We start from the raw sequence: 15,438 nt of genomic DNA, 5'->3' as shown, positions 1-15,438 counted from the left end.
CTACTTTCTTTCAATTACATTAAAGTGACAAGCGTTGATACATTGACCACACTTAATACATTTTTCTTGATCAATAACATAAGGAACTTTTCCTAATTCCCCATGGATAGCACCAACTGGACATTGTTTTGCACATAAACCGCATTTACGGCATTTTTCTTCATCAATAACATATTTAAGCAATGCTTTACAAACACCAGCAGGGCATTTTTTATCAACGATATGGGCAATATATTCATCTCTAAATTGATTGATTGTTGATAAAACTGGGTTAGGAGCTGTTTGTCCTAGTCCACATAAAGCAGTATCTTGAATTGTTTTAGCTAGCATCTCTAATTCATCTAAAGTATGCATAGTTGCTTTACCATCACAAATTTGTTCTAATAGTTCTAACATTCGTTTAGTTCCTACTCGACAAGGAGTACATTTACCACATGATTCATCAACGATAAAGTCCATATAGAAACGAGCAACGTCAACCATACAGTTATCTTCATCTAAAACAATCATTCCACCTGATCCCATCATTGAACCAAGTTTAACTAATTCATCGAATCCAATTGGGGTATCTAATTGTTCTTCAGTTAGACAGCCACCAGAAGGACCTCCAGTTTGAACTGCTTTAAAGCGTTTATGATTTGGACAGCCTTCACCAATTTCATAGATAACTTCTCTTAAAGTAGTTCCCATTGGTACTTCAACTAATCCAGTATTAACGATTTTTCCACCTAAAGCAAATACTTTAGTTCCTGGTGAAGTTTCAGTACCGATTGATCTAAACCATTTAGCACCATGTTGAATGATCTGGGCAATATTGGCATAAGTTTCTACGTTATTGATAATTGTTGGTTTACCCCAAACCCCTTTATGAGCTGGAAATGGTGGTTTTGGATTTGGCATACCACGTTCACCTTCGATTGATTTGATCAATGCTGTTTCTTCACCACAGACAAAGGCTCCAGCACCAAGACGAATTTCTAAGTCAAAATCAAATCCGGTATCAAAAATATTTTTCCCTAATAATCCTAGTTCCCGAGCTTGAGTGATTGCTGTATTCAAACGATCAACGGCAATTGGATATTCAGCACGAATATAAATATAACCATGATTAGCACCAATTGCATAACCAGCAATTGCCATTGCTTCAATGACACTATGAGGATTTCCTTCTAGAATGGAACGATCCATAAATGCTCCTGGGTCACCTTCATCGGCGTTACAGATTACATATTTTTCATCACCAGGTTCATCTAAGGCAAATTGCCATTTAACTCCAGTAGGGAAACCACCACCACCACGGCCACGTAAACCGCTGGCTTTAATTTCGTCAACAACTTCTTGAGGTGTCATTTCCTGTAATACTTTAGCAAGAGCAAAGTAACCATCTTTTCCAATATATTCATTAATATTTTCCGGATCGATAACACCACAGTTGTGTAAAGCGATTCTTCTTTGTTTATGATAGAATTTGGTGTCGTTAATATCATGGATTTCCCGAGTATCTTCATCTGATTCATTTAACATTAAACGATGAACAGGACGTCCTTTATATAAATGTTCCATAACAATTTCTTTTACATCGGAAACTTGAACTGATTTATAAATGATATTATCAGGGTAAATTGAAATATTAGGACCAACACCACAAAGACCTAAACATCCAGTTCTTAAAACTTCGATTTCATTATCTAATCCTAAGGACTTAATTTCTTTTTCAAATTCAGTGATTAATTCTCCTGAATTCCCGATTGTACAGCCAGTTCCGGCACAGACTAATACTTGTGTTCTTTTTGCTGCCATCTTGCAACCTCCTATTTTTTATAGTGTCCGACTGTGTACTCGTCGATTATTTCATCATTTTTTAAATGTCTTTCAGCAATTTCTTTAGCCTTTTTTTCATCGACTAAAACATAAGTAGTTTTATTATCATCTTTATCAAAGACTTCAACAATTGGCTCTAATGTACACATTCCGATACATCCAGTTTGTAGTACTTTAGCTGAAAGTTTTTGTCTAGCAACTTCTTCAACTAATGTATTTAATACAGGTCGTGCCCCAGCAGCAATACCACATGTTGCCATCCCAACAACAACACGATATTTTTGTAATCCTTCATCACGAATACTCATATTATTTCTTGCTGCATCACGAATTTTCTTTAAATCTTCTAAGGATTTCATAGCTGTAATCCCTCCTTTATATAATTTTTTAGCCAAATAATTATTTCTGGTTCATTAATTAAGACATCATCAAGAATTTCTTTTATTTCTCGAGTGTCTAATTTAAATTCAGTATCATCAGTTGTATATTTAAATAAATAATCTATTTTTTCATCAGCTTGAATTAAAGTAATTATTGTATCAACGATATTACCCATCGGTGGGGTATCTAAATGATCTTTAACAAAAGAGCCAATTACTTCAGTCCCCTTGCCAAGTGAAGAGCTGATAGTAAAAGTTCCACCGGTTGCCTCGATATTTTCCTTAAAGATTGGAATTCCTAAACCTACTTTGCGGGTAGTTCTAGTTGTATAAAAAGGATCGCATACTTTGGCAATTGTTTTTTGATCCATACCACAACCATTATCAATGATCTTAATTTCAATAACATTTTGTTTGCTGCTATCTAAAATTAAAATTTGAATAAATGTAGCTTTAGCTCGAATTGAATTGTAGGCAATATCCAGGATATTCATAGCAATTTCCTGCATTATTATTTCCTCCATAGCTGATAGAATTTTTCACGATCAAATTGATTTTCAGGTTCACTAATTGCCTCTAAATAATGGGCATCACTGTTAAAAAAAACATATTCATCATTTAAATAAGGACATATTTCCCGTAATTTTTTTAGCTCTTTAATACTAGTAACTTCAATTCCATCATAGTTTAATGACATTGGGATATCTTGATATACTTCATAAAGTCCAAATTTTTTAGCCATTACATGAGCAAGAATAGCCACGCCATTGAATTGATGGATTTTTTCAATGATCTTAGCAACATCTAAATCCAAAGATTCTAATAATAGATTTTCTTCAGTAGCAATAATATTATCATTTTCATCAAATATTACTTGGTTACCATAATAATCAGGGTTATTTGGACTTTTAATTAAATGTTTGTCGATCCACTTTTGTATTGGCTGTAATGGTGTTTCTTTAAGAAAATATGCCAAAATATGCACTTTTTCGATACTCTGAAGCTCAACACCATGAACAAAATCAATTTTCCCTTTTAAAACATCATGTTCAATAATCTTAGATAAATAATGCTGCTGTTTTAAAGAATTATGATCAGTAATCGCAATTAAATCCAAACCTTTAATATAGGCCATATTAAAAATATTATTAATTGTCATTAAATCATCGCCACAAGGTGATAGGGCTGAATGAATATGCAAATCATAGTACATTTTATAAACCTAGATTCACTAATTCTTTAGCTACATGATAAGCATCATCTTCACTTATAAAAAGCGGTATTTTGAGTTCGGTTGCTTTAGCAATTGTATCTTGATCAGGATAACTATTTTGAACGAAAATTATTCCCGCAAAGTCATTTAAATCAGCTACTGCTATTACATTTAAATGCTTTTGTACCGTAAGCCATAAAGCACCAGTTTTTCCATTTGCCATCACGAAGCTTAACAAATCCCCGATGTAAACACCTTCAATTTCATTTGAAAGATCGACATCATTGATTTGTTTAAGTGATAATTTTAAAATTTCGCTTACTTTCATATTATTACCTTTTCTTGACACGACATAGCGAGTCATCAACTTCACCTTTAGCAATTCGCGCTGCCAGCCCGCGACAGTTTGCAAAACCACAACTGCCACAATCAAATTGAGGCAAGGTTTCTAAAATAGCATTTACTTTATTAAACCATTGTAAACGTTCTTTAAAGTTTTGTTCATTACTGCTATCAATTTGATGGACTTTAGTATATTCATCTTTTGATAATGCTTTTAGTGGGCCATTACAATCTTCAAAAATACTTTCAATATTAAAGCAGCCTTCAAATGGATTAGACCACAAATAATAACCACCAATACAACCTTGAAAACAATTAAATAAAGCAATTAAATCAACATGTTGTAACTGATCAAATTCAATTAAATCCAAAACAGTATTTATTTGTGTTAATCCTTCAACACTAATAACTGATAAACTACGATTACCATATAAATCACTAACATTACTTTTAACACCATAACGGTTAAATGAAATTTCGGTTTTTTCTTCATTTTTTAAACGATTAATTTGAGGAAATATTTGAGAAATACTAATCGCATAGTCAATATTAGAATCCTGGTTATCAAATGGTTCTTTTGCAAGGGTCAACTTTGATACACATTCACAAAGTGAAAAGATCCCGATATCACGATCATTATATTTTTTCTTTAATCTTTTAGCGGCTATTTCTACTGGATAGTCGTAAGGTAATAAATGATCGATTAAAGTAGGGTATTCATTTTCAATAAGTTTATTAATTGTCGGACAAAAAGACGTTAACATTGGAAGATGCTTATCTTTACTATCCTCAATTCCTTGTTTATAAAGAAATCCCTCAATATCGCTATATTGAACCACTTCATCAAAACCAAACTTTTTAATAGCCTGTGCAATATTTTTTGCTTCCTCATAAGTTTTTAAATCAGATAATATCGCAGTTGGAATTAATGCAATATTATAATCATGTTTTTCTAGACAGGTTTGTAAATCAATATTTCTGGTTCTTAAAATCTTCTGGTCACATGCCTGAATACAGATATCACAATTAATACATTTATCTTGATCGATAATTACTTGCTTATTTACAATTGAAATAGCATCTACTGGACAGGACTTAACACATTTAATGCATTTTTGACAATGGGTACCTAAATAACTAATTACTGGCTTCATTTAAAAGTCATCTTAATATGTGTACCTTCTTTTGAAGAAGTTATTTCAAAAGTAGAGGCCACACTTTGCATATTATAAAGGCCCATTCCAGCTCCAAAGCCTAATTCTCGTGCTTTAGGCGAAGCGGTCGAATAACCTGGAGTTAAAGCAAGTTCAATATCTTCAATTCCTGGGCCAATATCATCAAATGATAAATGAATGATACCCTCGTCATCGATTTCAAAGGTAACTGTGCCACCATCAGAATGAATTGCAATATTGATTTCTGCTTCGTAGCAGGCAATCGCTACTGCTTTTAAAACTTTACGATCAATTCCTAGGGCTTTTAAAGTTCTTTTGATATCGCTAGAAGCTGTTCCAGCATCCTGGTAATTATCTTTGATAACTTGATAAGTTTTTTTCATCGGCGCATTCCTGCCGTATATAGCTTCCCGCAAGCTTCAAACATTGCTTCATCAGTTTGAAAAAGATTTATATGCAATTTTTTAGCCATATCAACAATTGACATATCTAATGGCTTTCCTCTTACAAATAAAATTGTTTCTAAATCTAAAACCTCTGCGGTACGTAATGATTGAACATTGGCAAGACCAGTAATAAATAAAATGTCCTCAGTTTCATTTTTTAATAAAGCTAAAGCATCCGACATTAAATCAGTTGCAAAACCTTTATCATAATTTTTTTCATAGATTGAAGTATCATCAACATAAATTTCACGAGCATTTAATAATTTAACAATTTCTTTAACTTGCATGTGATTCTTCTTTTAAATAGTCTAAGACTAACATTTTTAAATCTTCTAATTGCTTAGAACATCCAAAAACTGTCCCATCAACGCTTACTACTGGAGCTAGTCCACAGGCTCCAACGCAGCGAGTAGCGTCAATTGAAAATAGTCCGTCTTCACTTGTTGAATTTACTTCGCATCCCGTCATTTCACAAAGCAAGTCAAGAATTGTCTGAGAACCATTGACATAACAAGCTGTTCCTAAGCAAACTGAAATAACGTGTTTCCCTTTTGGCTCAGTAGTAAATTGAGAGTAGAATGTTACAACTCCGTATACTTTTGATACTGGTACATTAATAGCCTGAGAAATTTTTTCCATTGCTTCAAAAGGAATATAGCCAAGACTTTCTTGAACTTCATGAAGCATTAGTTTCATGGGTCCTTTTTCGTCTTTGTATTTAGCAACAATTTCATCAATTTTATCTAAATACTCTTGTTTCAGCTTTTTCATTTTCACACCTCTTTCTTTTTCATCATATGATTAATTATAACATACTTTGAAAGCGCTTTAAATAGGGTGATGAAAAAGGTCCCATATATTTAAATAGATATATATTTAGATAAAAACTAATATATCAGGATATTTTTGTTACGAAAGTAACACAAAAATATTATTTTATGATAGAATTGTCTCATTAAGGGAGGCGAAATAATGAATCTTTTGCATTTGAAATATGTAATTGAGATAGCTAAAGCTGGTTCAATAAGTAAAGCTGCTAATCATCTTTACATGAATCAACCGCATTTAAGTAAGATAATTAAAGAATTTGAAGAAACTATGCATATTAAAATATTTGAACGTACTTCTAAAGGGGTTGTCCCAACCAAAAAAGGGGCTGAATTTATTGAACGAGCCAAAGATATTATCAGACAGGTTGATCAAATGGAGGCGTTATATTGCAATTATGATGAAAAATCAGTGCATTTAGATGTTAGTGTACCTCGAGCAAGCTATATTGCAAATGCATTTACTAATTATTTGTCTAAAATAAATTTTCAAGATAAGAAGATTACTGTTAATTATCGGGAAACTAACTCTTTTGATACGATCAAAGCGGTTTATGAAGGTGATGCTAATATTGGGATTATTCGCTTTTTTCAAGACGAAGAAAGTTATTTTATAAATTTATTGAAATCAAAGGAATTAGAATATAAAGAGATATATAAATTTAATTATCAGCTATTAGTATCCAAGGAAAATCCTTTGGTCTATAAAAAAGAAGTTAAATTAAAAGATTTAAAAGACCAGATTGAAATAACTCATGGTGATGTATCATTGCCAGAGCGGCCATTAGTTTCGGCTAACCGTAATAGTGAAATTCGTCAAAATAAAAAAGAAATTTCTATTTATGAACGAGGAATTCAATTTGAATTATTGAATTGTTTACCGCATTGTTATATGTGGGTTTCGCCAATGCCTAAACAAGTTTTAAACCGCTATAACTTAACAACATTAACATTAAAAGAGCATAAAGCGATAAGTTATGATTGGCTTATTTTAAGAAAAGGATATCGTTTATCAAAAGAAGATTTGAGTTTTATCGACGAAATCCATTGTATTATTCAAAATAATTATGGAGGTATATGTCAAAAGGAATAGCACTATTCCTTTTTTGTATCTACTACATTTTTTGTAAGCGCTTATAATTAGAATCATGGAGGTGCTTATGACATGCAAAGATTTACATTACCAAGAGATTTATATCATGGAAAAGGAGCTTTAGAAGCTTTAAAAACATTAGAAGGGAAAAAGGCTATCGTTTGTGTTGGTGGCGGAAGTATGAAACGTTTTGGTTTCTTAGATCGCGCTGTTGAATACTTAAAAGAAGCTGGAATGGAAGTAGAATTATTTGAAGGGATTGAACCAGATCCATCTGTAGAAACAGTTATGAAAGGTGCAGCTGCAATGGAAAAATTCCAACCAGATTGGATTATTGCTATGGGTGGAGGATCACCTATCGATGCTGCAAAAGCAATGTGGATTAAATATGAATATCCTGAAATTACTTTTGAAGAAATGTGCAAAGTGTTTGGTATTCCAAAATTACGTAAAAAAGCTCATTTCTGTGCAATTCCATCTACAAGTGGTACTGCAACAGAAGTAACTGCATTTTCAATTATTACTGATTATGAAAAAGGAATTAAATATCCAATCGCTGATTTTGAAATCACACCTGATATTGCAATCGTTGATCCTGATTTGGCAGAAACTATGCCTGTTAAATTAGTTGCTCATACAGGAATGGATGCTATGACTCATGCAATTGAAGCATATGTATCAACTGCAAATTGTAACTATACAGATCCACTTGCAATTCATGCAATTGAAATGATTCAAGCTAACTTAGTAAAATCATATAATGGAGATATGTCATGCCGTGATGATATGCATGATGCTCAATGTTTAGCTGGACAAGCATTTTCTAATGCTTTATTAGGTATTGTTCACTCAATGGCTCATAAAACTGGTGCTGCCTTTGTTGATCAAGGTGGACACATTATTCATGGTGCTGCTAATGCGATGTATTTACCAAAAGTAATTGCATTTAACGCTAAAGATGAAACAGCTAAAAAACGTTATGGTGTAATTGCTGATTACATGCATTTAGGTGGTAAAGATGATGATGAAAAAGTAGAATTATTAATTGCATACTTAAGAAAAATGAATGATGATTTAAATATTCCACATTCAATCAATCATTATGGTGCTGATGGTTTACCAGCTGAAACTGGATTTGTACCTGAAGATGTTTTCTTAGACAGAGTTGAAGAAATCGCTGCTAATGCAATTGGTGATGCTTGTACTGGATCAAATCCACGTATTCCAACTCAAGAAGAAATGGTTAAATTATTAAAAGCTTGCTACTATGATACAGAAGTAGACTTCTAATATAAAATAATCTAAACCCTGCATTTAATTTGCAGGGTTTTATTTATAGTAAAAAAGATTGGTTATTGTAGATAAATATAGTAGAATGATTTTGTTAGGTGGTGATTTAATGAGTTTATATGTTACTAGACATGGGCAGACTGATTATAATGTTGAAAATTTAGTATGCGGTATTTCACCGGCTGTTTTAACTAAACTAGGGATACAACAAGCTAAGGAATTAGGAAAAAGATTAGAAAATATTGATTATAAATATTTATATGTTTCACCATTAAAGCGAGCTTTGGATACTGCTAGCTTAGCAAATATAAAAGAAATTGAAATGGTTATCGAACCACGAATTCAAGAGATCAATTTTGGTATTTATGAAGGCTTACCTCGAGATACTCAAGGTTTTTTAACTAATAAATATGATTTGGCGTATCGTTATCCTACTGGTGAATCATTTATTGAATTATGTAACCGAGTTTATTCATTTCTTGATGAAATTAAAAGACAAGCAATAGAAAATGATGTTTTGCTTGTCTGTCATGGAGCAGTTTGTCGGGCTATTAATACATATTTTAATGATATGACTAATGATGAAATATTTGAATATACAACTGAAAATTGTCAGTTATTAAAATATGATTATTTATCTAAATAGTCTTTTAAAGCTGTCCGGTTTAAAATATTTATTTTTTTATATTTTAATTCAATCCAGCCAAATTGGCAAAAATCGTTTAATATTTTTGTAACAGTGACCCGATTTAAGCCGGTTAGAGAAGCTATTTCTTCATGAGTATAAGAGATAGTTTTTTTATTTTGTTCTAATAAAAAAGCAGCAATTTTTTCATGGCGATTATATAAGTAAGCTTTTTTTACTTGATTAACTAAATAATCATTGGTTGATGATAATAATTGTAAAATAGCGATAGTTAATTCCTGCGATTTTAAAATAGTAGGGTACATTGTTTCTAATTGACATGAAATTAATTCAACTTCATCGATAGCGCTAACACATACAGGCCGATTAGTATTTTGAAGAAATGATGATTCACCAAAGATCCGCCCTTTACCAATGATATCAAGGGTTATTTCCTGTCCATCTTTGGAAATTAAATAGACTTTGACCCGCCCTTTTAAAATTAAATATAAGTTATTAGTAGTATCTTCTTCCATGTAAATAACATCGTTTGGATGATATTTAATTAAAGTACCGGCTTCTTTAAAATATTTAAATAAATCTTCTGAAATCTTCATACTTCCTCCATTATTTTACTTTTTTTCTTTAATTGTAGCATAGAATACATTTTTTAGATAGCTAATGTGGTATCTTATCTCCTGAGGTGAGTAGGATGAAAGAAAGATTGGTAAAAATTGGATTAATTATTTTAGGAAATATTTTAGTAGCATTTGCAATTAGTACTTTAGTTTTAGAAAATGAGTTGATTTCTGGTGGGGTAACTGGTCTAGGGATTGTCGGAAATCATTATTTAGGTATTAATATTTCACTAGTAGTAGGGGTTATTAATATTGGTTTGTTTTTGCTTGGACTTTTATTTATTGGTAAAAAGTTTGCTCTTTCGACATTAATTTCGACTTTTACCTTTCCGTTATTTTTAGAATTTTTTAATACTCATAGTTTTTTCCATAATTATTGTGATGATACTTTATTAGCTGTTGTTTTAGCAGGGTGTTTACTTGGAGTTGGAACTGGATTGATGATTAGAAATGATGCATCATCTGGAGGAATGGATATCATTGCAATTATTTTAAATAAAAAATTTAAGATTCCAGTTTTTATCGTTGTTAATCTTTGTGATTTTACAATCTTATGTTTACAAGCAGCGTTTAGTGATATTAATAAAATTATTTATAGTATTGTTTTAGTTTTCATTACTTCATTTATGTTGAATAAGACTTTAACAAAAGGTTCTAAAATGGTGCAATTATTAATTATTAGTGACTATTATGAAGAAATTAAAAAACTAATTATTGGTGATCTTGATGCTGGTGTCACAGCTTTATATAGCGAAAAGGGTTATACTGGTAATGATACTAAAGTATTGATGACAATTATTCCACCTGTAAAACTAAACCGGCTTAAAGAACAAGTTAAAAAAATAGATCCACTGGCTTTTATGGTTGTTGCGACCGTTGATGAAGTCAGTGGAAGAGGATATACATTTTCAAGAAATCAGTAATCGCTTAATGCGATTACTTTTATTATGTGGTAAATATTACCATCACCAGCAAAACGACTATCATCTTTAAAATCTTCATTAATATCGATCCAGACTAATTCGTTTTCATCACCATGGATGTTTACATCTTTAAAAAGGGTAGCAACATATGTTTCTAAAAGAGTATCATCTAAATAATACGTAAAGTCCATAAAATGAGTTAAAGTAACATCTTTATTTGTAATATTGGTTTCTTCTTGTAATTCACGATAGGCTGCTTGAAGATGGTTTTCACCTAGTTTTATTTTCCCGCCAACAAAATTATATTTGCCTTGATAGGGATCTTTTTTTCGTTTACACATCAATAGTTTTGTTTTATTTTGATTAAAAATTACAATAATATTTACATTTCGTTTCATTTTTATTACCTCTAGTAAATTTTATCATAATTATTAGTATATTTATAAAAAATTAAGAATATATTTAATGTAATTTTTTTAAGATAGTGCTATAATGCAAAAGTATATTGGTGGAGGAGATTATGGACATTATAGAGTTAATTAAAGTTTTTATTTTAGGAGTTGTTGAAGGTATAACCGAATGGTTACCAATCAGCAGTACTGGACATATGATTTTAGTTGATGAGTTCATTAAGTTAGATGTTAGTGCTGAATTTTTGGAAATGTTTTTAGTAGTAATTCAGCTTGGAGCGATTTTAGCTGTTATATTCCTTTATTTTGATAAGCTGATGCCATTTGATTATCGCCATGGCTGGAAAGTAAAAAAAGATACTTTTTCAATGTGGTTTAAAATTATCTTTGCTTGTTTACCAGCGGCAGTTGTTGGTATATTGTTTGATGATCAGTTAAATGAATTATTTTATAATCCTCTTACAGTTGCCATTGCTTTAATTGTTTTTGGGATCTTGTTTATCTTTATTGAAAATTATAATAAAGGTCGTTCATCAAAAATTAATTCTATTAGCGAGATTACTTATAATACTGCTTTGATCATTGGTATTTTTCAATTAATAGCAGCTATTTTTCCAGGAACATCACGTTCTGGAGCAACAATTGTCGGGGCTTTATTGATTGGGGTTAGCCGTACTGTAGCAGCTGAATTTACTTTCTTTTTAGCAGTTCCGGTAATGTTAGGAGCTAGTTTATTAAAGATTGTAAAATTTGGTTTTGCTTTTACTTCTTATGAATTAATATTATTAATTTTTGGAATGGCGGTTGCCTTTGTTGTTAGTATGATAACAATCAAATTTTTAATGAGTTATATTAAAAAGCATGATTTTAAAGTCTTTGGCTGGTATCGAATTATTTTAGGGATAATTGTCTTAGTTTATTTTATGATTTTTTAAAAGTCCAGATTGAATCTGGGCTTTTTTATATGGTAAAATAAATATATATGATACAATTATATTAATAAAAAAGGAGGTCGTTTTATGAAAATTTTATTATGTTGTACAGCTGGTGTTACTTCTAATATGTTTGCAGCTGCTTTAAAAGATGAGGCAGATAAGCGTAACTTAGAAATTATTGTTTGGGCCGCAGCAGAAACTGCAGTTGAATATTCTATTGAACAGGCAGATTTAATTTTGGTTACTCCACAATTAGCAGGTTCAATTAAGAAATTCAAAGATTTAGCTAATCCAGGTGTACCAGTTTTATTAATTAGTGAAGATGACTTTAGGAACTTTAATGCTAAAAAAGTTTTAGATGAAGCAATTAGTGTATAATAATATTTAGGAGTTAACTTATGTTAACTCTTTTTTTATGCAAAAAAGTTAAGAATTTGTTAAGAATATTTGTGTTATCTTAATTTTATGTTAAATTATTAGGGATTGCAAAAATATAATTAGGAGATAAGAATGGAAATTACAGATATTTTTGGTTTATTAGGTGGTTTAGCATTATTTTTATATGGAATGAAAATGATGTCAGATAGTTTAGAACTAGCTGCCGGTAATAAAATGAAAACAATTTTAGAAAAATTAACTACTAATCGTTTTTTAGGAGTTATAGTTGGTGCTTTAATAACAGCAGTTATTCAATCATCATCGGCAACAACTGTTATGACGGTTGGTTTTGTTAATGCAGGATTAATGAAACTTAAAAATGCGGTTTGGATCATTATGGGTGCTAATATTGGTACAACAATAACTGGACAGTTAATTGTTATTGATATTAGTGCTTTAGCACCGTTGATTGCTTTTATTGGTGTTGCATTAATTGCTTTTTTTAAAAATAAAAAATTAGATATGATCGGTGGAATTATTGCTGGTTTAGGAATTTTATTTATGGGAATGGATATGATGTCTGGGGCAATGATGCCTTTAAGAGATTCTAAAGAATTTGTCAATATTGTATCAACATTTAAAAATCCTTTAATAGGAATATTAGTTGGAGCTATTTTTACTGCAATCATTCAAAGCTCTTCAGCTTCAGTTGGGATTTTAATTGCTTTAGCAAAAAGTGGCGTTATTACTTTATCGTCATCTATCTATGTATTATTTGGACAAAATATTGGAACTTGTATAACTGCAGTGTTAGCTAGTATTGGTACTAGCAAAAATGCTAAAAGAACAACAATTATTCATTTGTCTTTCAATATTATTGGAACAATTATCTTTGTAACGATCAGTTTATTGTTCCCGTTTGCTGATATTGTTGCTTCTTTGACACCAGGAAATGTTCCCGCACAAATAGCTAATGTTCATACGATCTTTAATATTGGAACAACAATTTTATTATTACCATTTGGTAAACAATTAGTTGATTTATCGTATAAACTTTTACCAAAGAGAGATGAAGATATTGAAATCAAGAAAGTTAAATATTTAGATAAAACGATTTTTGTTAATGATTATCATATTGGAACTAGTGCAATCGCTAATCGACAATTATTCAATGAAATTCAAAATATGTTAACGGTAGCAAAAACTAATTTAGAAATGGCTTTTTCAATCCTGGTTAATTGGGATGAAAAGAAATTTGATAAAATTATTGATACTGAAGAATATATTGATTATTTAAATAAAGAAATAATCGAATTTACAACACTAGCAATATCTTCAGAATTACCAGTTGAAAACTCTAAATCAATTGGATTGTTTTTAAAAACAGCAGGTGATTTAGAAAGAATTGGTGATCATGCTATCAATATCGCTAAACGTGCTAAAAAATTGAATGAAAATCAAAACAGTTTTTCAAGTGAAGCAATGCAGGAAATTAATGAGATGAATGATTTAACAATGAATGTTTTAAAAAGATTAAATACTGTAAACATTGATGATCCAGATACATTAATTCATAAAGTAGATTCTTTAGAAACAATCATTGATGAAAAAACAAGTAAATTTTCATATAACCAAATGTTACGCTTACGTGATAAAAAATGTACCCCAGAAAATAGTGCTTTGTTTACTGAGACATTGATTGATTTTAAACGTGTAGGTGAACATGGTGTAAATATTGCTAATGCATTTAATGAAATAAAAGATGTATTAACAACAATCTAGGCTGTAATTGGCAGCCTTTTTATTTTGTATAAAAGTTTGATAGTGCTTTTGATAAATGCTATATTGATATAAGAGGTGGGTTATGAAAAGAATTGGAACTGGAAAATTAAGAGAACAAAATGACAGACTGGTTTATAAATACTTAGCGTTAGGTAAACCGGTAACTAAAAGAGAGTTATCAAATAAAACTGGCTTAACTTTTGCAACGATTGGAAATATTTTAAATGGTTTTAAAGAACAAAATATTGTCATTGAAAAAGAAACTGTCGTCTTAAAAAAAGGTCGTCCTACAGTTACTTATATTTTAAATCCAGAATTTTTTCATACATTAAGTATTATTTTAGCTCGAAAACAAGAACAAAACTTTTTCTATTATCAAATAAATAATTCTTTATTTGAAGTAATAAAGAGTAATCAAGAGATAATCGATTTAACAAATATTGATGTTTTAATAGAAAAAATAAAACAAATTATATCATCAGATAAAAAAATTACTATTATTGCTATTGGAGTACCATCAATTGTCTTTGAAGATATAGTAATTGAATCAGATATTATTGAATTAAAAAATCTTAATTTAAAAGAAGAAGTGGAAAAAGCAACTGGAATCAAAACGGTTGTTAAAAATGAAATGAATTATTGTGCATATGGTTTTTATGATAAACTAACTGATAAAAAGGATGTTTGTTATGTTACCTTTCCTAAGCAAAGTGGACCAGGTTGTGGTAGTGTGATTAACGGCGAATTATTACAGGGACATAATAATATTGCAGGTGAAATTATTTATTTGCCAATTTTTGAGTTTTTAAAACATCATGATCAAAAGAGAATAAACTATGACGAAAATAATATTGCATTAGCATTAGCTACTTTAGCTACAATTATTAATCCGGCATATATAGTAATAACTGGTGAAGCATTAGAAAAAATAAATTTTAAATTAATGGAAGAAATCTGTTTGCAGTATATTCCTAAAAAGTTTATGGCTAAAATTATTTATTGTGAAGATTGTATTGATGATTTTTTTAATGGAATCATAAAATATACTGGACAAAGATATTTACTGGATGAGTGATTTATTAAAAATCTTTTAATAAATGTATTGACGTTTCCTTTATTGTGGTATATATTAATTAAAAGTCTTTTAATAAAGAGGTGCC

Annotated in this window: 19 protein-coding genes; 8 read left to right on the top strand and 11 right to left on the bottom strand. The window is 30.4% G+C overall.

Translation table 11 applies throughout. The annotated features are described in order from the left end of the window. The 9 genes from B5E92_RS03280 to B5E92_RS03240 are packed head-to-tail and all read right to left on the bottom strand — an operon-like array spanning position 1 to position 6,148. Positions 1-1,800: an NADH-quinone oxidoreductase subunit NuoF gene (locus B5E92_RS03280; RefSeq protein ID WP_087299195.1), complete on the bottom strand. Its 1,800-nt coding sequence runs from the start codon at positions 1,798-1,800 to the stop codon at positions 1-3. 11 nt (positions 1,801-1,811) lie between these two features. Next, positions 1,812-2,180, bottom strand: coding sequence for a ferredoxin (locus B5E92_RS03275; protein WP_087299193.1), 369 nt, complete (start codon positions 2,178-2,180; stop codon positions 1,812-1,814). Next, positions 2,177-2,710, bottom strand: a complete 534-nt coding sequence (locus B5E92_RS03270; RefSeq protein WP_087299191.1) for an ATP-binding protein — start codon at positions 2,708-2,710, stop codon at positions 2,177-2,179. Before B5E92_RS03270 ends, B5E92_RS03275 begins: the two co-directional genes overlap by 4 nt. A gap of 2 nt (positions 2,711-2,712) precedes the next feature. Beyond that, a complete protein-coding gene (locus B5E92_RS03265) occupies positions 2,713-3,414 on the bottom strand; it encodes a PHP domain-containing protein (RefSeq protein ID WP_087299189.1) in 702 nt (233 codons plus the stop codon). Position 3,415: 1 nt separating this feature from the next. Beyond that, entirely contained in the window at positions 3,416-3,778 is a 363-nt protein-coding gene (locus B5E92_RS03260; protein WP_239404318.1) for a hypothetical protein, read from the bottom strand. Next, positions 3,747-4,910 (bottom strand): [Fe-Fe] hydrogenase large subunit C-terminal domain-containing protein, encoded by a 1,164-nt coding sequence (locus B5E92_RS03255; protein WP_087299187.1) that lies wholly within the window; start codon positions 4,908-4,910, stop codon positions 3,747-3,749. Before B5E92_RS03255 ends, B5E92_RS03260 begins: the two co-directional genes overlap by 32 nt. Continuing rightward, a complete protein-coding gene (locus tag B5E92_RS03250) occupies positions 4,907-5,314 on the bottom strand; it encodes an ATP-binding protein (RefSeq protein WP_087299185.1) in 408 nt (135 codons plus the stop codon). The genes B5E92_RS03255 and B5E92_RS03250 overlap by 4 nt, the downstream gene beginning before the upstream one ends. Then, positions 5,311-5,664 carry a hypothetical protein gene (locus tag B5E92_RS03245; RefSeq protein ID WP_087299183.1) on the bottom strand — a complete coding sequence of 118 codons (354 nt, stop codon included), beginning with the start codon at positions 5,662-5,664 and terminating at the stop codon, positions 5,311-5,313. Before B5E92_RS03245 ends, B5E92_RS03250 begins: the two co-directional genes overlap by 4 nt. Continuing rightward, positions 5,654-6,148 carry an NAD(P)H-dependent oxidoreductase subunit E gene (locus B5E92_RS03240; RefSeq protein WP_087299181.1) on the bottom strand — a complete coding sequence of 165 codons (495 nt, stop codon included), beginning with the start codon at positions 6,146-6,148 and terminating at the stop codon, positions 5,654-5,656. Before B5E92_RS03240 ends, B5E92_RS03245 begins: the two co-directional genes overlap by 11 nt. Before the next feature lie 201 nt (positions 6,149-6,349). On the opposite strand from B5E92_RS03240, the gene B5E92_RS03235 reads away from it, so the two are divergent. The 3 genes from B5E92_RS03235 to B5E92_RS03225 all read left to right on the top strand — a co-directional run bounded on the left by B5E92_RS03235 (position 6,350) and on the right by B5E92_RS03225 (position 9,233). After that, positions 6,350-7,297, top strand: a complete 948-nt coding sequence (locus tag B5E92_RS03235) for a LysR family transcriptional regulator (RefSeq protein ID WP_087299178.1) — start codon at positions 6,350-6,352, stop codon at positions 7,295-7,297. Between the two features lie 72 nt (positions 7,298-7,369). Further along, positions 7,370-8,587 carry an iron-containing alcohol dehydrogenase gene (locus B5E92_RS03230; protein ID WP_087299176.1) on the top strand — a complete coding sequence of 406 codons (1,218 nt, stop codon included), beginning with the start codon at positions 7,370-7,372 and terminating at the stop codon, positions 8,585-8,587. Between the two features lie 109 nt (positions 8,588-8,696). Next, entirely contained in the window at positions 8,697-9,233 is a 537-nt protein-coding gene (locus tag B5E92_RS03225) for a histidine phosphatase family protein (protein WP_087299174.1), read from the top strand. Here B5E92_RS03225 and B5E92_RS03220 read toward each other — a convergent pair. Beyond that, positions 9,218-9,829, bottom strand: coding sequence for a Crp/Fnr family transcriptional regulator (locus B5E92_RS03220; protein ID WP_087299172.1), 612 nt, complete (start codon positions 9,827-9,829; stop codon positions 9,218-9,220). The genes B5E92_RS03225 and B5E92_RS03220 overlap by 16 nt on opposite strands. Positions 9,830-9,924: 95 nt before the next feature. On the opposite strand from B5E92_RS03220, the gene B5E92_RS03215 reads away from it, so the two are divergent. Then, positions 9,925-10,773, top strand: a complete 849-nt coding sequence (locus tag B5E92_RS03215; protein WP_087299170.1) for a YitT family protein — start codon at positions 9,925-9,927, stop codon at positions 10,771-10,773. Here the strand turns inward: B5E92_RS03215 and B5E92_RS03210 are convergent. Further along, the gene (locus B5E92_RS03210) at positions 10,767-11,171 is read right to left on the bottom strand and encodes an NUDIX hydrolase (RefSeq protein WP_087299168.1); all 405 of its coding nucleotides are present in this window, start codon (positions 11,169-11,171) and stop codon (positions 10,767-10,769) included. The genes B5E92_RS03215 and B5E92_RS03210 overlap by 7 nt on opposite strands. A 122-nt stretch (positions 11,172-11,293) precedes the next feature. On the opposite strand from B5E92_RS03210, the gene B5E92_RS03205 reads away from it, so the two are divergent. The 4 genes from B5E92_RS03205 (at position 11,294) to B5E92_RS03190 (ending at position 15,353) form a co-directional block, all read left to right on the top strand. After that, positions 11,294-12,118: an undecaprenyl-diphosphate phosphatase gene (locus B5E92_RS03205; RefSeq protein WP_087299166.1), complete on the top strand. Its 825-nt coding sequence runs from the start codon at positions 11,294-11,296 to the stop codon at positions 12,116-12,118. A gap of 84 nt (positions 12,119-12,202) precedes the next feature. After that, a complete protein-coding gene (locus B5E92_RS03200; RefSeq protein ID WP_087299164.1) occupies positions 12,203-12,496 on the top strand; it encodes a PTS sugar transporter subunit IIB in 294 nt (97 codons plus the stop codon). A gap of 132 nt (positions 12,497-12,628) precedes the next feature. Then, on the top strand, positions 12,629-14,278 hold the full coding sequence (locus B5E92_RS03195) for a Na/Pi cotransporter family protein (RefSeq protein WP_087299162.1): 1,650 nt from the start codon (positions 12,629-12,631) through the stop codon (positions 14,276-14,278). 82 nt (positions 14,279-14,360) lie between these two features. Beyond that, positions 14,361-15,353, top strand: a complete 993-nt coding sequence (locus B5E92_RS03190; protein WP_087299160.1) for an ROK family protein — start codon at positions 14,361-14,363, stop codon at positions 15,351-15,353. The last annotated feature ends 85 nt before the right edge of the window (positions 15,354-15,438 follow it).

It is taken from the genome of Erysipelatoclostridium sp. An15, from assembly GCF_002160675.1.
Lineage (GTDB): Bacteria > Bacillota_I > Bacilli_A > Erysipelotrichales > Coprobacillaceae > Thomasclavelia > Thomasclavelia merdavium.
Note: the sequence above shows the minus strand (reverse complement) of the source record. Positions and strands in the feature narration are given on the sequence as shown.